This window comes from Eggerthella sp. BIOML-A4, from assembly GCF_009875575.1.
GTDB lineage: Bacteria > Actinomycetota > Coriobacteriia > Coriobacteriales > Eggerthellaceae > Eggerthella > Eggerthella lenta.
This window is the reverse complement of record NZ_WWRX01000008.1, coordinates 1-19487: the sequence shown is the minus strand read 5'-3', so window position 1 is coordinate 19487 and position 19487 is coordinate 1. Positions and strand designations below refer to the sequence as shown.

Genomic DNA, 19487 nt, shown 5'->3' with positions numbered 1-19487 from the left:
ATCCGCCCCCGCGCCTGCAGCCGATATCGACGAGCTGACCGCCCGCATCCTCGAGCTTGCCGAACGCGGCGGCCTCACCCCGCGCGAGACCGAGGTGTTCGACCTCCTGGCGCGCGGCCGATCGATACCGTACGTGCGCGACGCTCTCGTCATCTCGCGCGAGACGGCCGCCACCCACGCCAAGCACGTCTACGCCAAACTCGACGTGCACTCTCGCCAAGAGCTCATCGACCTCGTGCATTAGCTCGCACGTTGCCTTGCCATCCTGAGCAAGCGCACGGAAAGCCCCGCGTGCGGGGCTTTCCGTTAAGGGAGGGAGGGTTGGTTTTGGTGCTGCTTACGCTGCGCCTAAAGCGTGCTTGGCGGCGATGCGGGCGAAGGTGGCGGTGCGGCCCGCGTTGATGCCCGTGAAGTTGCTGGGATAGTTGTGCGGGTAGAAGCCGCCCTGGTCGTTGCCGCAAACGTAGAGGCCCTCGATGACGCTGCCGTCCTTGCGCAGCGGCTGCGAGTCGGCGTTCGTGATCACGCCGTGGATGGTGACCAACAGCTCGCCGGCGATGCGCGCGGCGTAGAACGGCGGCTCGTCGACGGCGCTCAGGCGGTAGGCAGGCTTGCCGAAGTCGACGTCCTCGCCTGCAGCGACCAGTTCGTTATAGCGTTCGATGGTGGCCTTGAACGTGGCGGTTTGGTCGGCGTCGAACTTCATCGCTTTCGCCAGCTCGTCGAGCGTGTCGCGCTTCTTCAGCGCGCCGCTCTCGATGCGCGGCTCCAGCCAGAACGAGTCGAGGTGCTCCTTCGTGATGGCCTCGCAGTCGTACACGTCGGCGTTGAACGCGGTGCCCGACGGCGCGGGGAACAGGCGCGAGCAGCCGCAGGTGTCGAACCGCTCGATGTCTTCCCAGTAGCTGCCGTCCCAAACGATCCACGAGAAGTGGCCGGGCTGGTTCGCGCCGCCGGCGTAGCTCATGGGGTAGCACTGGTCCTCGTTCATGAAGCGCTCGCCGTTGGCGTTCACGTGGAGGAACGGCTGGCTGCCGGGAAGGAAGATGTCGCCGCCCTGGTAGGAGCCGTCGAACTCGGTGTCGTCGAACATGATGCCGCGGTTCCAGATCATGCAGGCGCCGCCCGCTTCCAGCTCGGCTCCCGCCCACAGCGCCATGCGGATGCCGTCGCCCTCCTCGGTGACGCTGTCGCGCAGCACGCACCAGTTGGAGTTGCCGGGGCACAGGTCCTGCAGCATCTCGTCGTTCGCGCCGTAGCCGCCCGTGCACACGATGACGCCGTTCTTCGCGTTGATCTGGATGACGCCCTTGTCCTTCGACTCCGCGATGACGCCGCACACCTTGCCCGACTCGTCCTGCACGAGCATCTTCGCGGGCGTCATGAACATGACTTCGCCACCCAGCTCGCCCAGCACCTCGTTCATCACTTCAAGGTGGGCGTACGCGCCGTAGTTCGGGCCGTCGGGGTTGTACTCGCCCATGCAGGGGTTATAGCACATGGCCGGGTAGTAGGCGTGCGGGTCGTCGGGCTTGTGCCATTCGAACGGGAACAGCATGCCCTTGGGCTCAAGCGTCTCCTTCATCCATTCGATCATCTCGCCAGACTTCTCGGCCCAGGTTTTGTACAGCAGCATGTTGGCATCGCCCGCTTGGGTCTGGTTCGCATGGTTCAGCAGGGTGGGGACGTCTTCGACATGGTCGGGCTCCAGCGCGGAGTTGAGCGCGCCGATAGCCTCGCGTGCGGCGGCGATGTTGCCGCCCTTTTCCAGCACGATGACCTTCGCGCCGTTCTGCGCGGCCGTGGTGGCGGCCACGAGCCCGCCGTTGCCGGCGCCTACCACCACGAGGTCGGCTTCCAGCGTCTCGGCGATGTCGGCGGGCATATCCGGCTTGTCGCGCCAACTACCCTGCGCGTCGGCGTCGGCCTTGCCGCTCTTTCCGCCTTCGGCCTGCGCTTGCGGCGCGCATCCGGCCAGCGCCCCGGCTGCGGCCAGCGCGCCCGTCGCGGTGATTCCCGCCAGGAAGTTCCGGCGGCTGATGGTTCGTTCTCCCATGATTCCCTCCTCGTTTGTTCGGTTTCAACGAGGTGCATGCTACGCGGGTCGCGGAGCCGCGTCATCGCGCGGATCGGGGTATATTCGCCTGTGTCCAGGCAAAACAACGAAGATACCCGAAAACGGGGGAGGGCTGCCGAACGCGGTTTGCGAGGACGGGCGGCGCGCGGCGCCATGCGCGAGGTGCTATCATGATGCGTTGCATGCGACGGGCGGCGCGAAAGGGAGTGCTTCATGGAGCGGACGGACGAGCGGTACAGGCGATACGTGGCCATCCTCGAAGAGGAGCTCGTCGCCGCGATGGGATGCACCGAGCCCATCGCCATCGCGCTGGCGGCCGCGCGGGCGCGCGAACTGCTGGGCGCGGAACCTGCCCGCGTGGAGGTGGAGGCCAGCGGAAGCATCATCAAGAACGCGAAGAGCGTGGTGGTGCCCCATACCGGCGGCCTGAAGGGGATCGAGGCCGCTGCGGCTGCGGGCATCGTGGCGGGGCGCGCCGAGCGCAGCCTCGAAGTGATCGCCGAGGTTTCGCCCGAGGAGATTGCGGGTATCGCGGCCTATGTGGAGCGCGCGTCCATCGCGGTTGAGCGCGCCGCATCGGAGCTGGACTTCGACATCGTCGTGCGCGTGTTCTCGGACGCGGAGGCGCAGGCGGCGGACGCGGAGGCTGATGCCTGCGCCTCTCCCGCTCGCAGCGCGCTCGTGCGCATCGCCGACTTCCATACGAACATCGTGCGCGAGGAGCGCGACGGGGAGGTGCTGCGCGACGTGGCGGTGCCCTCCGTTGGCGGCTCGGCCGACGGGATGACCGATCGCGGCGTGCTGTCGATGGAGGGCATCTGGGACTTCGCCATGACCGTGGAGCTGGATGACGTGCGAGACCTGCTGGATCGCCAGATCGCCTGCAACGGCGCCATCGTCGACGAGGGGCTGGCGGGCGACTGGGGCGCGAACATCGGCAGCGTCATGCTGGGCGCCTACGGCGACGACGTGAAGGTGCGCGCGTGCGCGTGCGCCGCGGCGGCGTCCGACGCGCGCATGAGCGGCTGCGAGCTGCCCGTGGTCATCAACTCCGGCAGCGGCAATCAGGGCATCACGGTGTCGGTTCCGCTCATCGTGTACGCGCGCCACCTGGGCTCTTCCGACGAGCAGCTCTACCGTGCGCTCGTGCTGTCGAACCTCGTGGCTATCCATCAGAAGACGGGCATCGGACGGCTGTCGGCGTTCTGCGGCGCAGTGTGCGCGGGCGCGGCTGCGGGCGCGGGCATCGCGTATTTGGATGGCGGCGGCTACTGCGAGGCCTGTCATGCCGTGGTGAATGCGCTGTCTATCGTGGCCGGCATGGTGTGCGACGGCGCGAAGCCCTCGTGCGCCGGCAAGATCGCGTTCTCGGTGAACGCGGGCATCCTGGGTTACGTCATGTACCGTGACGGCCAGCAGTTCTACGGCGGCGACGGCATCGTGAAGAAGGGCGTCGAGAACACCATCGACAGCATCGCCCGCCTCGGCCGCGACGGCATGCGCGCCACCAACGACGAGATCATCAGGATCATGCTGGGAGCGTGAATCGCGGGACGAGCGAAGGGAGGTAATGAACTGTCAACCCCGTCCCTTCGTCTCGTCACTGGGAGTCAACGGGAATGAGTCAACGTCTCGTCTCGAACCGGCGAACTTCGCTCGAATTCCTCGAACGTGGGCGTGAATCGGGAGCCATGGCAATTACGCCCTCGCCTGAAGCCGCATATCGTCGTAGGTTCGAAATGCGACCAGGCCTTTTGCGTGTGCTTCCAGCGAGAAGCGCGTTTCGAGCGCTTGAGAATTGACATGGCTACCGATTTGCGTCCACCCGGGACGAGGCCGGAGCGGCCGAAGCGAGGGGAAGAGGTGTCGACCCCGTCCGTCCCCTCGGCTCACCTCTGTTTTTCTTCGTATTCCCAGATCAGCGGCATCACCCCTGAGGTTTGATGCGCGTTTTCGGAAGATTGCGCTCGGTTCAAACCTCTGCGGCGATGCGGTGGGCGTCCTTCTCGATGCAGCATCGGCCTACCGAATCGGGATATTCGGGAGAAGCGAGCACCATCACAACAAGGAGGGCGTCATGTCGAATCTTTCACGCAGAAATTTCATTACCGGTGGAGCTATTGCTGCTTTGGGCGGGACGCTGGCGATAGCAGGTTGCGCTCCGAAAGGCGAAAGCTCGTCGACGGTCGCAGGCGCTGCGGGCGAGGGTGCGCAGGCATGGACCGGCACGGCCAACGGCAAGGGCGGCGAGCTTACCGTCGAGGTCATCACCGAGGGCGATTCCATCGCCCGCATCAACCCGTTGAAGTCGCGCGAGTCCTACGGCGTGGGCACCGCCGGCATCGACGTGCTTTCCGATCTCATCGTGAAGAACCAGACGCTCAACGTGGATATGGTGACGGGCGCCACGGTTTCGTCCATGGCCTTCCTCACGGCCGTCTCCGACGCCGTCGACGCCTCGGGCATGAAATCGAGCGAATGGAAGAAGCGCGAAAAGGCCGTGCCGCAGGCTCCCGAGGGCCTGACGACCGATGTGGATGTCGTCGTAGTGGGTGCCGGAGGCGCGGGCTATGCGGCCGCGCTGACCGCGGCCGAGGCCGGCAAGAACGTCGTGCTGTTGGAGAAACTGGGCATCGTCGGCGGCGATACCATCCTGTCCGGCGGCGCCATGGCCGTGCCGAACAACTGGTTCCAGAAGCGGGACGGCATCGAGGACAGCGTGGAGAAGATGGCCGAGGACATGATCGTCGGCGGCGATCATGTGGGCGACCCCGACCTGGTCAACGTCATCTGCGAAGGCGCGTACGGCGCCATGGAGTGGCTCATCTTCAACGGAGGCGTGGCATGGCAGCCCTACGAGCGCTTCTTCGGCGGCCACTCGGTCATCCGCTCGCTCATCCCCGAAGGCAACGAGGGAAGCGGCATCATCTGCAAGCTGGACAAGCGCGCCGAGGGTCTCAAGAACCTCAAGGTGTGCCGCAACACGAAGGCCGACGAGCTGGTTCAGGACGCCTCGGGCGCGGTCGTGGGACTGAAGGCCACGAACACGGCCACGGGCGAAACCTACGACTTCAAGGCGAAGGCCGTCATCCTCGCGGCCGGCGGCTTCGGCTCCAACGTCGAGATGCGCATGAAGTACAACCCCGAGATGGACGAGAAGATACTCTCCACCGACTCGGTGGGCGCGACGGGCGACTGCCACGTCATGGCCGAGAAGATCGGTGCGAACCTCATCGACATGCAGTACATCCAGACGTATCCCACCTGCGACACGCAGACGGGCGCCCTCTTGTACGTGGGCAACATGCGCCTGGAGAATCGAGCCATCTGCATCAACAAGGAAGGCGACCGCTTCGTCGAGGAGATGGAGCGCCGCGACGTCATCTCCAACGCCATCAAGGAGCAGACGGACGGCATCGGCTACATGATCTTCAACCAGGACGGCCTCGACCACACCGACATCGCCACGGTGAACGCGGCCGAGATGGACGGCTTGTTCGGGCGCGGCCAGCTGGCGAAGGGCGAGACCATCGCCGAGGCGTGCGAACCTTTCGGCATCGATGCCGCTGAGCTGCAAAAGACCGTGGAGAAGTGGAACGGCTACTGCAAGGACGGCGCCGACCCCGACTTCAACTACCGCGCGGCGCTCAATCCCATCGAGGGCGGCCCTTACTACATCTTGGCGTACAAGCCGTCGGTGCACTACACCATGGGCGGCCTGCACATCAATACCGACGCGCAGGTGCTCGATAGCGACGCCGCGCCCATCCCCGGCCTGTTCGCGGCCGGCGAGCAGGCAGGCCATAAGATGGGTACGAACCGCCTGGGCTCTTGCTCCATCACCGACGTGTTCGTGTTCGGCCGCGTGGCCGGTGCGAACGCGGCGGCGCTCGCATAACGCTCGCCAGCCTTGACGTTCCTCCCTCTCCCAGAACCCGTTCGACGGCTTTGCGCTTCGGACGGGTTCGCCTTGTGCGAACGCGTTCCATCGGCTAGTATGTGCCGCATGCGCAGCAACGCTTCCATAGCGGACGATACGACGAAAAAGACCTCCCGGTCAGGCGGTGCCGTGCCGTTCCCCAAACCCAATCGCGCGATGCTGTTCGATAGCGCGGGGCTGGCTTGCTACATCGCTTGGAGCTTCGTGTTCTGGAACGGATCGGTGCTGTTCGGCGACCTGCGCCATGAGGCGCCCGTGGGCGAGGCGCAAATCGTGCAGGCGGCGCTGACGGCCTTGGCCGCGCTCGTGCTCGTGCTGCTAGCGCGCAGGACGGCTCCTCTTAGGCGACGCACCGTGCTGTTGGCGGTGTTCGCCGCCGTGTCGAGCCTGGCCATCGTAGTTGCCGCGCTTGCCGGTTTCGGGCGGGCGCCGATGGGCTGGATGCTGATCGCCTTCGCGCTGAGCGGCTTGGGAAGCACGCTGCGTCTCGGATGGGAAGAGCGCATGAGCGTGCAGGGCGTGGAGCGCACCGCCGTGTGCGCAGGGACGGCGTACTTGCTCGGATTCCTCTTGTTCGCCCTGATCTCGCTGTTGCCCGCCCTGTCGGTGCTCGCGGTCTCCGTGCTGCTGCCGTTCGGCGCGTTCGGGCTGCTCGAAATCGCGGTGCGGGGCGAACGGGAACGGGGCGCATCGGAGGTGCGGATGCTGCCCGCTTCTTTGGACGGCGACAGTCTGCGCGTATCGTTGTCGCGCGTTCCCTGGAAGCCGATGGCGGCTATTTCGCTCGCGTTCTTCGGCTACGGGGCGACGCGGGCGAACGGCGTGATCGGCGGTTTCGAGGTGTCTTCCGAGTTCCACGGCGCGCTGGCCGGCGTGCCTGCGCTTGCGTCGTTCGTCGCTATCCTGTTGGCGTACCTCTTTTATCGCAAGAACGCCATGTTGGCTTTCTACCTGGCGTTTCCTTTGATGGCTATGGCTTCGCTGCTCCCGGCATCGCTTGATCCTTTCGGGGGCGGCACTACGTTCAGTGTGGCGCTGGTGGGGGCGGAGCTGGTTAAGTACCTGGTATGGTTTCTGCTCATCGATTCCTTCTTCAAGGACGGCCTGTCGGCGCTGCTGTGCCTGGCGCTTATGCGATTCGCCCAATGGGGCGGCAGCTGTCTGGGCCAGATCATGACCGATGTGCTGCCCACGTCCGAATCGGTGGCCATCGCCATCTTGCTGTCGCTTATGGCGGCGTTGCTGGTCATCATGGGATCGCCTCTGTCTCTCAAATCGCCTGCCGTCGTCGAAGAGGACGCGGTCGACGCCCTTGCCCTCCGCGTGAAGCGCGTGGCCGTGCAATGCGGCTTATCGCCGCGCGAGCAGGAGGTGTTGGCCATCTGGGCAACCGGCCACACGGGCGCCTACATCGAGAAACAGCTGTTCATCTCCAAGAACACCGTGAAGACCCACCTCAACCACATTTATGCGAAAACGAAGACCGCTAACCGGGAGGAGCTGTTGGAGCTGCTGGAGAGTGTGGACGCCGGATAGCTCGCCCCGACCGATCCTCGCTCGAAAAACACGCCTCGTTCGCTGAGGCGTGCTTTTCGAGATCGTCAAATCGGCGGGTCTGCGAAAGCCACCCCAGTCGCGGCTACTCCTGCGCTGCGATTTGCTCCAGGAATAGGCTGGGCTCTATAGTGCAGGTGCGGATACCGTTCTTGAGGCGGATGCGACTGATCTTGAGCTTCAGCTTGCCGGCGCTTTCGAGGTCGGTGGACGTGAAGTACGACAGCGCCACCGCGCGGCCGGCCTTTCCTGTGAGCGCGCGCACGCGTCGTTCGTCGACGGCGCGCATCTTCTCCTGGCGCTCGGGCGGGGTCACCGTGGCGTCGAAATAGTCGCGGGAGGGGATGAAACCGTTCACGAAGCCGGCGACGATCAGCAGGTCGGGCGAGAAGCCGCAGGCGAAGTCGTAGGGGACGACGGCTACCGCGTCGGCAACCTCCAGCGTGGGCGCGAGCAGGCGCTCGGCCATGCGCCGCGCCATCGCCGCAGCATCGGCATCGTAAAGGCTTTCCGGGTTTTCATCGGCTGCGTTGCCGTGCTCGAGGCAGAGCTCGCGCAGAACGGCGGGCGCTTGGGATTCCGCTCCGTCGGTGACGATGCGCGTCAGCTCGTCCAGCAGTGCCGTGCCCCGCAATCCTCGTACCTGCTCGATGAGCGCGCGACCGTCCTTGTAGGCGGTCGCCACGCGTTGCGCGCCCACTACGTGCTCGCAGTCGTTTTCGCTTAGCATCTCCAAAGCGTCCACGAGGCCGATACTGCGCTCCTTCGCGCAAGTCCGCAGGCTGGCGAAAGCCGCGCTGTTCACCAGGTAGTCGCCGAATCCACACCAGCACCGCCAAGCCGCGGTGTCGTCTGGGTTCGCCACGAGGTTGAGGGCCGTGGCGATGCGCGCAGGCGTGCAGCGGGCGTTGTCCCGCACGTCGCCGCGCAGGGGCTGCGAGATGGCGAGCGCTTCGGTTGGCACGCCTCGTGCGTGCAAAGCGGTTGCGATGTTGCGCGACCACACGCTGTTCGGTACGGCCACGACGATCTGCCGTGCGGGCGTTCCTGCGGCGACGGCTTCGGCCACCGTGCGCGCCACCTGTTCGAACTCGGCTTCGGGCGTGTCGCTTGCCAGAGCGACCCGTTCGACGGCATCGGGCGCGTCGGCATCCAGGTGCTCGCAAGCAGCATCGGGATGCGTTGCGAGGAATTCGTCGATTCCGGCGGCATAGGGGTACGAATCGTATGTCTCGATGCAGGTTTCCGCGTCGCCCGCCACGGTGATCGAGCAGGTTGCGACGAGATTCGCCAGCGTCTGCGAGGCACGGCTTGCGCAGGCGTAGTCGTCCATCAGCACGTGCGCGTAGGAATGCGCCGCCCGCGCTTCGTCGTGTTCTCGGAGGTAGCGTGCAGCAAGGTTCGCCGCTTCGGGTTCTATGACGGCGCGCATGAAGACCAGGTTCTCTTTCAACAGCGTATGGACATCGGCCTCCTCGCCCGGTAGCAGCCAATCGGGATCGTCGTCCGCCAGCTCGGTCCACGAGCGGTAGAAGAACTTGAGCATCTCGCGCAGCCGCTTCGGCCGCAGCCCGCTCACCTTCATGTCCTCCATGAGGAACGTCTCTTCGAAGGCGGTCAGTAGTCGCGGCTCGCGCCCCGACCAGCGGCGCGCGCCGTCGTCGGCCAGCACGTCGAGCGCTAAGGCGCGTGCGGTGGCGACGGTTGCGCCGGCAGCGCGCTTGGCACCGACGCGGGCTGTCAACCGCTCCGAGAACAGGCGTGCGGCCTGGGGCGTCGCGCACAGCACGAGCACGTTGCCCGCGGCGGCGTTTTCGGCCAGCAGCGCGGCAGCGCGCTCGACGAGACGTTGCGTTTTGCCGGTGCCGACGCCTCCGGTGACGAGCAGGGCCTCGGTCGATTCGCTTGTCGTTTCGTATGCCATGGGTTTTCGTCCTCCCACGTCGTGGTTGTCAGATGAAGGCCGGAAGCGGCATCCCTCTTTTCGCAGGGAGGGGGAGCGGGGATGTCGCTCCCGGGCAAAAGGCGGCTCGTCCCCCAAAGCCCTTGCCAAGCCGCCTTTTGCCCGGGGTCGGGCTCGGCCCGATTCCGGATGCGCGACCAGACCGCTGCAGCTGCGAGCCGGGTCGCGCAGGAGGGGCTTTACGGAACGGGGCGCGCATTCTCCGCGTCGATCTTCTCGGCGTTCGTTGGCACGGCGACAGGTTCTGCGGTAGACGGCGTTCGCCGCGGCAGCAGCGGCATGGTGATCGCGTTCGCAGGGCATGCGTCCACGCAGGCGCGGCACTTGGTGCACTCGCTCCATGCCGCCTGCGAAAGCTGCGGGTGGCGCGGGTCGATGCCCTCCTCGCAGACGCGGCCGCAGGCCCCGCACGCGCCGCCCTTCGCCGTTTCCAGGCACTTCGCATCGTCGATCGTGGGCACGAAGGTCTTGTTCGCCTTCGCGATCAGGCTCATGAACGCCGAAAGCGGGCACAGCTTATGGCACCACTTCTTGAACAGCAGCACCTCGGCGATAAGCAGCGCGGGCACCACGATGAGCGACCAGGTGACATCGCCGTGTGAGAACAGGTTGATGACCAGCAGGATGGTGGCGAACGTGAGTCCGATGGGGCAGACGAGGCAGAACACCGGGAATCCAAAGATGAAGGTGGACGCCAGCGCGCCGCCCAGCACGAAGTGGCGAGCATCGAGCGCGGCTCCGCGCTTGGAGGCGCAGGACGCGCATCCGCTGCCATTCTTCGACCCCTTCGAGCATGAAACGCCCAGCGCGTCGATCTCGACTTTCGTGAGCGGCGCCGCGGCAGGATCGGCATCGTCGCCGCGTTCGACGGGTTGCTTCTTCGCGAACAAGCCGCGCAACTTCTGCACGAGCGGCACGGGGCAAATCCATCCGCAGAACGCGCGGGCGAACAGAACGATGAGCAGCACCATCACGATCAGCGAGATTACGGCGCGCGGCACCATCATCTTGGAGGCGAGCATCGTTCCCAAGGCGCCCAGCGGGCATAGGATGGAGATGTCCCAGATGCCCGGTGCCGACATGGTGCCGATCCCGACGTTCGTGACGAAGCCGACGGCGACGACGGCCACGATGGCCAGTGCGACGAGGGTGCGCAGCTTCTTGGAGTTCTTCTTCATGAGGGCACCTTATCCTTCAACTTCGTCAAGCGGGTGGACGACGATGGCGCGCGCGGTGGCTCCTTCGGAGATGGAGCCGTTCTGCAGCGAGACGCACACGCTCTCGCACGCGCCGCAGCCGTTGCACTTGTCCTCGATCACGACGGGGCGGTTGTTCTCGTCGAGCTCCATGGCCTCGTAGGGACAGGCGTCGTAGCAAAACCGGCATCCGATCAGCTTGTACGCCAAGCACCAGTCCGTGTTGATAACGGCTTTGCCGATGATGGTGTTCTCGGCCGTGGCGTCGTCGGGCAGCTTGAGCGCTTCGGTGGGGCAGGCGCTCACGCACAACGGGGTGCCGTCGTGCTCTTCGGCGCACCAGTCGCACCAGTTGGCCGAGAAGTCGAACGTGGGGGTGCGCATGTTCAGCACACCGTCCTCGAGGTGGGCGGGCGCGATGACGTCGCGCGGGCAGATCTCGTAGCACTTCTCGCAGCGGATGCAGGCCGAGATGAGCCGTTCCTCGTCCTGGCCTCCCGGCGGGCGCACGAGCGGTTGCGATCCCGCGTACTTCAATCCGCCTAGACCTAGCATGACCGCAGCGCCGCCTGCGCCCAGGCACAGCGTGCGTCGCGTCATGCCGGCGTAGGTTTTCTCCTGCTTGTTGTCCATCGCTCCTTCTTTCGATCCTGTGCAGTTAGTCTTCGGCCAGCACGTCGTCGAGGAACGTTTGGTCGGTTTGGAGGAACCCGTCCGTCAAGTACGCCAAGCCCCGGTAGAAGTCGGTTTGCGCGAATCGCTTCATGTCGGAGGTCATCATGGGAGCCCATGCCGCCAGATGGTCTTCGAGAAAGTTCTTCTGCGTGGTCAGCAGCGCGACGGCCTCGTCTTCGTCGCCTTTGCGCAGCGCTTCGACCGTGCGCGTGGCCATGATCTGCTCGAATTCCAGCTCGAGCGCGATATGATCCTCGCCCTCTTTCCATGTGTCCTGCTTGTCGAGGCCTGCGCTGCGGTAGATGGCCAGCACCTCGTCGCGTGCTTCCTGCATGAGCAGGCGCTTCTCGGAGGTGTACACCGATTCGAACGGGTAGGCGGCCGAGAACGCGTCGATGCCGTGTCCGATGAACACGCGCACGTAGTCGATGGCGAGGTCGGTGACGCTGTTGTCCCAGGTGTTGCTCAGGTACGTGGCCAGCAGGCGGTAGCCCTCGTCCACGTTCTCGTTGCCCGTCTTGGCGGGGAAGCGCATGCTGCGCAGCTCGTCGAGAAGGGGCTGGTCCACCTCCACGCGGTACAGGCGCGACAGCAGGCCGTACGTGGCGGCGCGCTGCTCGTTCAGTTTGACGAGCTCCTGCATGGTCGCTTCGTCGGCGAGGGTCTCGGTTGCGGGCGCGGTTGCTTCGGTCATGGTTAGTCCTCCTTGGATGCGGCGGGATCAGGGGTTGCGGGGGTTTCGGGCTGGGTGGCGGGCGCGTTCTCGTCTACGACGTCTGCCAGCATATCGAGGCCGGCGCGTCCGATGTCGGTGATGCACCACGCCTTCTTCCAGGCCAGCGCGTCGCATTTCTCCAGGCGGTCGACGAAGTGGGGCGCGTAGAAGCGCGGCTTCTGCACCAGCGGGTTGTGGTCGACCGCGTTGTTGATGGCGGGTGTCGTGGCGCCGCCGTCTGCTGTGCACAAGCGGAGGATGCGCTGGTAGATGGGCGCGTAGGCGGCATCTTCGTCCAGGAGGGCGCGCAGGCGCTCGAGCGGTTTGTCGGCCTCAAGCGCCGCGCGGCCCGGCTCGGTGATGTGCCAGTAGATCTCGACGGGTTCGCGGGCTTCCAGGTATTCGACGCCGTCGACGACGACGGTCTGTGGCTCGATTTCGATGTCCTCCGCGGGTTCGCCCTCGGCCGTGACGCGCTCGATGGCGCCCGCCTTCTCCAGCAAGGAGCACAGGTTGGCCGCGCTGTACACCGAGAAGTTGTTCTCCTGCAGCTCGTCGACGCGAGCGTTCACGGCGGATGCCGGCTGCGGCTCGGCGCAGGCGGCCAGGATGCCCAGCAGCACCGTGCGGCGCGGCGCCATGGCCTCCAACAAGTCGGCGATGCGCTCTTCAGCGGGCTTTTCGCAGATGGCGGGCGTGGCGGGTGCCATCGCGTCGTGAGCGAGCGCGTCTTCGGCGGCGCTCACCGTGGCGACGAACTCGTCGGCACGGCCTTCGACCTCGGTCGCATCGTCTTCGAAATCTTCAAGTGGATCGAACCCGTCGTAGTCGGGCTCAAGAGAAAGATGCTGGTTCGTGGAATCGTGAGTCATGTTCCGCCCCTCGTCAGACATTGTTTGCAACTTACGGCGCACGGCACCGCGAAACCTCACCCCTGAGGTTCCCACTTTTGCAAACAATGTCCGCTTCGCACGCGATCGGCGTGCCGGCGGACTCCCCAAGGCCACATGATAGGGGAGGCTCGCCGAAGGTGTCAAGCGCGTTTTTTCTCGCGTGAGACGGCGAAAGTGGTTATACTGTGCGGTGCAAGGGGGTAGACGAGAAAGGGTGAAGTCATGGCTCACGTGACGAATTTCCTCGGTCTGCTCGAACAACTTCAGAGCGCCGACATTACGGTTCATCAGGGCCGTTGCGCTGTTGTGCGCAATCGCAACGCAACGTGCATGAAGTGCGCCGATGTGTGCACGAGCGGTTGCATCTCCTACGACGACAACGAGCTGGTCATCGAACCCGAGCGGTGCATCGGGTGCGGAACCTGCGCTACCGTGTGTCCCACCTGCGCGCTCGAAGCGCATCGCCCGAACGATGCCGAGCTGTTGCAGGCGTGTCGTGCGGCGGCTGACCCGGCTGACGGCCAGGTGGTTATCGCCTGCGATCAGCTGCTTGCCGCGGCCGACGGGTTGTACGACCCCGAGAAGGTGGTGGGCGTCACGTGCCTGGGGCGCGTGGAGGAAAGCTTGCTGGTCATGCTGGCGGCGCTGGGAGTGCACCGAGTGAGCCTCGTGCAGGCGCGCTGCGCGCAATGCGAGCATGTTTCGGGTTCCGAGATGGCGCAGGTCGTGTGCGACACGGCGAGCGCGCTGCTGGAAACCTGGAACAACGATATGCGCATCGACCTGGTGGAGAAGCTCCCCTCGTTCGTTCGCCGGTCAGGTGACGAGGGCTATGATGCAAGCCGTCGGGGTTTCTTCGCCAGCATGAAGGACGAGGCTAAGAACGTTGCGGCGGTGACGGCCGACTACGCCGTCAAGGACGCATTGGGTGTGGAGGAGCGGCGGGAGCCGAGGTTCGTGAAGGTGGGCAAGGACGGCACGCTGCCTCACTTCATTCCCGACCGCCGCGAACGTTTGCTGGCCGCGCTCGATTCGTTGGGGCAGCCGCAGGATGTGCTCATGGACACGCGCTTGTGGGGCCATGTGATCATCGATCCCGAGAAGTGCTCGTCGTGCCAGATGTGCGCCACGTTCTGCCCCACCGGGGCCATCGCGAAGTACGCGGACGAAGACGGCTCGATCGGCGTGACGCATCGCCCGGTCGATTGCGTGAAGTGCCGCTGCTGCACCGACATCTGCCCGGAAGGCGCGCTCGAGTTGTCCGACGAGGTGTTCGCCGTCGATCTGCTGTCGGGCGCGAAGGAGCGCTATCCGATGAAGCCGCTCAAGAACCCGCCGGGCAACCCGCACCAGATCTGGCACTCCATGAAGGATCTGCTCAACTGCGACCAGGTGTACGAGCGCTAGGAGCGGGGCGTTGGGGTGGCGCACGGGAAGGGAAGGAGTCCTTTCCGCAAAATGTTTCACGCGAAACACCGGCCGTAAAAGAACGGATGTTTCACGTGAAACATCCGGATTCCACCCTCCCGACCTACCCCGGCCTCGAAGCCCCTTCGAGCGCGATTTGCCTCTCCAGACCCTTCTTGCAAACGACAGAACGCCCTCGAAGGAGACTTCGAGGGCGTCGTGGCAACCAGCGGCTACTGCTCGCTTTTGCGATCCTTACGCCGGTCGAGAAGAGTTTGGGCCTCTTCTGCCGCAGCGAAGAAATCGCGTAAGCGTTCTTCGTTTCTAGGATGGTAGACGGCGTATGCTACGAGGTTCTTGTCTTTTTCCTCGATCGGTATACCGGTGCGCTTTCCGGTTTCCAGCAGTAAGCCGATCTGCTTTTGCGTCTTTTTCCATATGAGGACGTTGCCTCTGAGCGGTGTGCTGAAGAACTCCACGTCGTTGCCTGCCGATACGGGCCTGGTCTTGGGCTCGAATCCGTAATCGATACATGCGGCTTCGATTTGATCCCAGGCAGGGTTCGTCTTGTCGCTCATGAATTTCACCAGCGTTTGCGTTTGCAGATCTTTCCACGAGATCGAGGTTCGGTTGGCAAGCGGATGGTCGTTTTCTACGATTGCGAGCAATTGAATCGACACGAACGGCCTACTGATCAATCCCTCTTGTTCGGCGTGACGGGGGTTGGTGTATCCGATGAACAAATCGATGGACTCTCTCGATAGCAACGTGAAGGGGTCGTCGATGTTGCGGTCGAAAACGATGTTCGCGTGATGATTTTCGCGGGCGATCATTGCCGTCATAGAAGCGAGGGAGGCTATGTCGGAGTCTTCCATGTGTCCGACCACGTGAATAGGGCGCTTCGCTTTGAGCTGTTCGAGCGTGTTTCTGGTCTTGTCGTATTCGTTCACGATGACCCCGGCGCTTTCGAACAAGATGCGTCCGCCTTCGGTTAGCTGAACTCCTTTTTTCCCTCGATCAAGCAGTTCTATTCCGAATTCTTTTTCAAGGGCGAGCATGTGCTTGCTCAATGCCGGTTGGGTGATGTTGAGGTTTCCGGCCGCCTCGGTGAAGTTCAGACATTGAGCGAGCTCGATGAATTCTCTGCAGGATTCGATGTTCATGATGACCCCCCCTCCGCCGAATGAAAACCCATTCGGCGATTGCATTGCGAGGTTCGATGCCCCCCCAGCATCGCTCGTCTTAAAAGCCATTGTAGCATCCTGGGTGATTTTGAGAGGTACACGCGCTTTCCTTAGGCCTGTTGGCATGGTCTTATAACGCATCGGAATGGGAGGGGCTTGAATCGGAATGCATGCGGGGCGATGTGTGCCGAAACGTTATTTCCCTATCTTCGAGTTGCTTTTCATACTGAAGGAAGATGCGATCTCCTTAATGGGGTCGTCGTGGGCAGGGTCGAAAATAAGGAGGAGGGTATGGGTAAACTGCATATGTCGCGACGGGATTTCGTCAAAGTCTCGGTCGTGACAGGCGCGGCGTTCGGCATCTCCGCGTTGGCTGAGCCGAGTTTGGCTGTTGCTGACGATGCCGTCGATAAGCCGGTGGGAGGTGACATCAAGCGTATCCGAACAGGGTGTCGCGGCTGCGGCAAAATGGAATGCGGCGTTATCGCCGTAGTGCAGAACGGGCGTGTCGTTCGGATGGAGGGCGACCCTACGGCGTTCCAGTCGATGGGGAACTGCTGCACCAAATCGCAAGCGGCCATTCAGGCGGCATACCATCCTGATCGTCTGCATTATCCTATGAAACGAACGAACGACAAGGAATCCGATGATCCCGGTTGGGTGCGTATTTCTTGGGATGAGGCCATGACCACGATCGTGTCGAAATTCGACGAGCTGCAAGCGCGCTACGGAGGCGAATCGCTGTTCGGCATGTGCGGCACGTCGCGCGTGTGGTGCATGTTCGGAGCGTCCAACGGCATGTACCTGTGGGATTCGCCGAACATCGTGCAGGCGTGGCAGATCTGCAAGGGCCCGCGCCATTTCGCCACTCTTATGTGCTCGAGCTTCGCCGACAGCTGGATGGAGACGGTTGCCCATCCTGATGTGTACGTGGCCTGGGGCGGTGCATCCGAGATGTCGAACTACGATGACAGCTGCCGCACCACTGTGGATGTGGCGACGCGCTCGACCACGCACATTTGCGTCGATCCGCGCGAAACGAACATGGGTAAAGAGGCGGACTTCCAGCTGCACCTGCGACCCGGTACCGATGGGGCGATGGCGTTGGCTTGGACGAACGTCATCATTGAAAACAATCTGTACGACGAGTTGTTCACGAAGAAGTGGACCAACGGTCCGTTTCTCGTGTGCGAAGACATGGAGCCGACCGGCTGGACCGAGGCTTCGCCCATTGTCATGACCCCATTCGAACTCAAGACGCATTTGCTGAAGGAATCGGATCTGCTGGAGGACGGAAGCCCAAAGCGTTTTATGGTTTGGGACAACCTTGCTGGGAGGCTGACCTATTTCGATTCCGAAACCGGTTTTTGGGAAGGTGAGGAATGGACGAAGCCGACGGCCGGGAAGGAAGCTTCGCAGGAGAATCTCGCGCCTGGCTTCCATCAAGGTTTTGTCATTGATCCTACTCCGTTCGACCCTGAAATAGATCCGGCGTTGTTTGGGGAATTCGAAGTGACGCTCAAAGACGGGTCGACGCATAAGGTGCAGCCGGTGTTTCAAAAGTACGCCGATCGCTGCGCGGAATACACTCCTGAAGTCGCTGAGGAAATCACCGGGGTTCCGGCCGATCAGATTCGTGCGGCGGCTATGGCTTACGGCACGCCCCTTCATCCGGAAAAGGGTTATGGCAATGGCGGTATTCAGTACATGCTGGCCACCGAGCATGCGAATACCGCCATCCAGAATGTGCGCGCGCTTGATTATCTGACGGCCATCACGGGAAATTACGATACGCCGGGCGGTCAGCGTGCGTCAACGCGCGCTCCCATCGAGGGCGGTCAGATGGGTTTTGCCAACAACGGTTCGGGCATGCCCATGCTTTCGCCGGGGCAGATGGAGAAGATCTTAGGTCGCGATGAGATTCCGCTGCTGTATTGGTGGGGCATGTGGGCCGATGCTGCGGCTACGTGGAATGCGGTGCTCACCGGAGAACCGTATCCGGTCGTTGGCGCGTTCAATTCGTCGGGGAACTTCATGAACCAGTGCAACACCACCACGACATGGGAGGCTCTCAAGAAGCTCGATTTTTATGTGGAATGCAACCTGTGGCACACTCCTGGCGGTGGTTTGTGCGACATCGTTTTGCCTGCCGCTCATTTCTTGGAGTTGTCCAGTCCGCGTTCATCCCAGGGCGCTTCGGGCGCTATGGGCGCGACGGTCAAATGCATCGACCCGCCTGGTGAAGCGAAGTTCGACGGCGAGATCATTCGCATGTTGTACGAATACAAAGGCCTCCCCTATAACGTTATTCCTGGTTATCCTGAATATCCTAGCGTCGAGGAAATGCTGGACATGTCGGTGGCGGGTTTCGAGCCGAAGGGATGGAAGGTATTCGAGCAGCGTTTCCAGGAACATGGCTGGTGGGATTGCAAGGAAACTGAACCGGAATTGTGGGGAACGTATCGCCGCTACGAAACCGGTGCGAATCGCGCTCGCAATGCGGGTGGGTTCGTAGGTTCTCAAGGTGATTGGCTTCCCGGGTTCTACACTCCGACAAAGAAGATCGAAATATGGTCTACGGTCATGGAGTCGTTCCATCCCGATGGCGAGTGGAATCTTCCCACGTATCGCGAACCACCGCACAGTCCTGTGAGCGATCCTGACATGTACAAAGAATACCCGCTGATCATCACTACGGGACGCCGCATTCCCGTGTACTTCCATTCCGAGCACCGGCAGCTGCCGTGGTGTCGCGAGCAATGGCCGGTGCCGCGCGTGGAAATCAATCCAGACGATGCCGCCACGTATGGCATAGAACAGGGAGATTGGGTTTGGATTGAGACGCCATATGGGAAGATTCGCGAGGTTGCCGATTTGTACTACGGGATCCGTCCCGGCACTATCAATTGCGAGCATCAGTGGTGGTTCCCGGAATTCAAGCAATCGGGATCGGGCCACGAGCTATGCGCGGTCAACCACTTGATAGACAACTGGGCGCGCGATCCGCATTGCGGCGCGTCTAACCTGCGTGCGTACCTCGGCAAGATATACAAGGCAACGCCCGAGAACTCCCCGTTCGGCAATCCGGTGCCTTGCGACCACAACGGCGTTGAGATCATCCACGATGCTTCCGATCCTCGTCTCAAAGAATGGCTGCCGACGTACGAAGGGAGGGAGTAGGCCATGACCCAGTATGCTATTGTCACCGACTTGAATCGGTGCGTCGGGTGCTTGGCATGCGCTGTCGCATGCAAAGCCGTGAACGATGTGCCCATTGGCAGTTTTTGGAACAAGGTTTTACGCATCGGGCCGAATGCTTCTATACAAGGTGCGCAGGATGCGGATTCTTATCTTTACTTCCTGCCCGTGCAGTGCCAGCACTGCGCCGACCCCGAGTGCGTGAAGGTGTGCCCGACGGGCGCCTCGCACAAGCTTGAGGACGGCACGGTGCAGGTTGACAAGTCCAAGTGCATCGGCTGCCAGTTCTGCGCGATGGCTTGTCCCTACAACGTTCGTTACTTGAACGAGCAGGAGCGCGTGGTTGAGAAGTGCACCCTTTGCGAGCAGAAGATCGCCCAGGGCGAGCTGCCGCAATGCGTCAGCCAATGCGGTGGCATGGCGCGCTTCTTCGGTGATTTGGATAAGGGCATCGAATCGTTCGAAGGTGCGGAAAACGGAACCGAGCGCATTGTTCTCGGGGAGTTCTGCAAGCCCTTCACGGATGAAGACGTGCACGTGCTGCCTAATGTGGGAAACAATCCGTCGGTGCGCTATATCCTGCGTGACCATGAATGGCAAGGAGGCGGTGAATAATGGAGCTCCAGTGGCCTTTGATCGTGTTCACCACGCTGGTGGCGTGGAGCGCGGGGCTGTTCGGGACGCA

14 protein-coding genes are annotated in these 19487 nt (G+C 63.0%); 7 read left to right on the top strand and 7 right to left on the bottom strand.

Annotated elements, in window-relative coordinates:
• The coding region (locus GT613_RS15490; protein WP_240132877.1) for a response regulator transcription factor at window positions 1-244 on the top strand (244 nt) is incomplete at its 5' end.
• A 93-nt stretch (window positions 245-337) separates the two neighbouring features.
• Here GT613_RS15490 and GT613_RS08740 read toward each other — a convergent pair.
• Window positions 338-2056 carry an FAD-dependent oxidoreductase gene (locus GT613_RS08740; protein ID WP_009608167.1) on the bottom strand — a complete coding sequence of 573 codons (1719 nt, stop codon included), beginning with the start codon at window positions 2054-2056 and terminating at the stop codon, window positions 338-340.
• A gap of 234 nt (window positions 2057-2290) precedes the next feature.
• On the opposite strand from GT613_RS08740, the gene GT613_RS08735 reads away from it, so the two are divergent.
• The 3 genes from GT613_RS08735 (at window position 2291) to GT613_RS08725 (ending at window position 7553) form a co-directional block, all read left to right on the top strand.
• A complete protein-coding gene (locus GT613_RS08735; protein WP_009607986.1) occupies window positions 2291-3622 on the top strand; it encodes a serine dehydratase subunit alpha family protein in 1332 nt (443 codons plus the stop codon).
• 532 nt (window positions 3623-4154) lie between these two features.
• Window positions 4155-5975, top strand: a complete 1821-nt coding sequence (locus GT613_RS08730; RefSeq protein WP_015760010.1) for a flavocytochrome c — start codon at window positions 4155-4157, stop codon at window positions 5973-5975.
• A 171-nt stretch (window positions 5976-6146) separates the two neighbouring features.
• Window positions 6147-7553 carry a helix-turn-helix transcriptional regulator gene (locus tag GT613_RS08725; protein ID WP_015760011.1) on the top strand — a complete coding sequence of 469 codons (1407 nt, stop codon included), beginning with the start codon at window positions 6147-6149 and terminating at the stop codon, window positions 7551-7553.
• A gap of 103 nt (window positions 7554-7656) precedes the next feature.
• Here the strand turns inward: GT613_RS08725 and GT613_RS08720 are convergent, their stop codons facing one another.
• The 5 genes from GT613_RS08720 to GT613_RS08700 form a co-directional block, all read right to left on the bottom strand.
• Window positions 7657-9495 carry a UvrD-helicase domain-containing protein gene (locus GT613_RS08720; RefSeq protein WP_009608027.1) on the bottom strand — a complete coding sequence of 613 codons (1839 nt, stop codon included), beginning with the start codon at window positions 9493-9495 and terminating at the stop codon, window positions 7657-7659.
• Between the two features lie 218 nt (window positions 9496-9713).
• Window positions 9714-10712: a 4Fe-4S binding protein gene (locus tag GT613_RS08715; protein ID WP_009306119.1), complete on the bottom strand. Its 999-nt coding sequence runs from the start codon at window positions 10710-10712 to the stop codon at window positions 9714-9716.
• A gap of 9 nt (window positions 10713-10721) precedes the next feature.
• Window positions 10722-11363 (bottom strand): 4Fe-4S dicluster domain-containing protein, encoded by a 642-nt coding sequence (locus tag GT613_RS08710; RefSeq protein ID WP_009306120.1) that lies wholly within the window; start codon window positions 11361-11363, stop codon window positions 10722-10724.
• 25 nt (window positions 11364-11388) lie between these two features.
• Complete coding sequence (locus GT613_RS08705) at window positions 11389-12099, bottom strand: molecular chaperone (protein WP_009306121.1); 711 nt, start codon at window positions 12097-12099, stop codon at window positions 11389-11391.
• Window positions 12100-12101: 2 nt separating this feature from the next.
• Complete coding sequence (locus GT613_RS08700; RefSeq protein ID WP_009306122.1) at window positions 12102-12992, bottom strand: hypothetical protein; 891 nt, start codon at window positions 12990-12992, stop codon at window positions 12102-12104.
• A 243-nt stretch (window positions 12993-13235) separates the two neighbouring features.
• Here GT613_RS08700 and GT613_RS08695 point away from each other — a divergent pair, with 243 nt between their 5' ends.
• Complete coding sequence (locus tag GT613_RS08695) at window positions 13236-14420, top strand: 4Fe-4S binding protein (protein WP_161172587.1); 1185 nt, start codon at window positions 13236-13238, stop codon at window positions 14418-14420.
• A gap of 233 nt (window positions 14421-14653) precedes the next feature.
• Here GT613_RS08695 and GT613_RS08690 read toward each other — a convergent pair whose 3' ends face one another.
• Entirely contained in the window at window positions 14654-15583 is a 930-nt protein-coding gene (locus tag GT613_RS08690) for a LysR family transcriptional regulator (protein WP_009306124.1), read from the bottom strand.
• Window positions 15584-15895: 312 nt separating this feature from the next.
• On the opposite strand from GT613_RS08690, the gene GT613_RS08685 reads away from it, so the two are divergent.
• Together GT613_RS08685 and GT613_RS08680 are read left to right on the top strand one after the other, a co-directional pair.
• On the top strand, window positions 15896-18784 hold the full coding sequence (locus tag GT613_RS08685) for a molybdopterin-dependent oxidoreductase (RefSeq protein ID WP_009306125.1): 2889 nt from the start codon (window positions 15896-15898) through the stop codon (window positions 18782-18784).
• Window positions 18785-18787: 3 nt separating this feature from the next.
• On the top strand, window positions 18788-19417 hold the full coding sequence (locus GT613_RS08680) for a 4Fe-4S dicluster domain-containing protein (RefSeq protein WP_009306126.1): 630 nt from the start codon (window positions 18788-18790) through the stop codon (window positions 19415-19417).
• Window positions 19418-19487: the final 70 nt, after the last annotated feature.

Excerpts from the sequence above, each read along its gene's own strand:
- GT613_RS08740 (WP_009608167.1), bottom strand. The coding sequence starts at position 2,056 with ATGGGAGAACGAACCATCAGCCGCCGGAACTTCCTGGCGGGAATCACC.
- GT613_RS08735 (WP_009607986.1), top strand. The coding sequence starts at position 2,291 with ATGGAGCGGACGGACGAGCGGTACAGGCGATACGTGGCCATCCTCGAA.
- GT613_RS08730 (WP_015760010.1), top strand. The coding sequence starts at position 4,155 with ATGTCGAATCTTTCACGCAGAAATTTCATTACCGGTGGAGCTATTGCT.
- GT613_RS08720 (WP_009608027.1), bottom strand. The coding sequence starts at position 9,495 with ATGGCATACGAAACGACAAGCGAATCGACCGAGGCCCTGCTCGTCACC.
- GT613_RS08715 (WP_009306119.1), bottom strand. The coding sequence starts at position 10,712 with ATGAAGAAGAACTCCAAGAAGCTGCGCACCCTCGTCGCACTGGCCATC.
- GT613_RS08710 (WP_009306120.1), bottom strand. The coding sequence starts at position 11,363 with ATGGACAACAAGCAGGAGAAAACCTACGCCGGCATGACGCGACGCACG.
- GT613_RS08705 (WP_009306121.1), bottom strand. The coding sequence starts at position 12,099 with ATGACCGAAGCAACCGCGCCCGCAACCGAGACCCTCGCCGACGAAGCG.
- GT613_RS08700 (WP_009306122.1), bottom strand. The coding sequence starts at position 12,992 with ATGACTCACGATTCCACGAACCAGCATCTTTCTCTTGAGCCCGACTAC.
- GT613_RS08695 (WP_161172587.1), top strand. The coding sequence starts at position 13,236 with ATGGCTCACGTGACGAATTTCCTCGGTCTGCTCGAACAACTTCAGAGC.
- GT613_RS08690 (WP_009306124.1), bottom strand. The coding sequence starts at position 15,583 with ATGAACATCGAATCCTGCAGAGAATTCATCGAGCTCGCTCAATGTCTG.
- GT613_RS08685 (WP_009306125.1), top strand. The coding sequence starts at position 15,896 with ATGGGTAAACTGCATATGTCGCGACGGGATTTCGTCAAAGTCTCGGTC.
- GT613_RS08680 (WP_009306126.1), top strand. The coding sequence starts at position 18,788 with ATGACCCAGTATGCTATTGTCACCGACTTGAATCGGTGCGTCGGGTGC.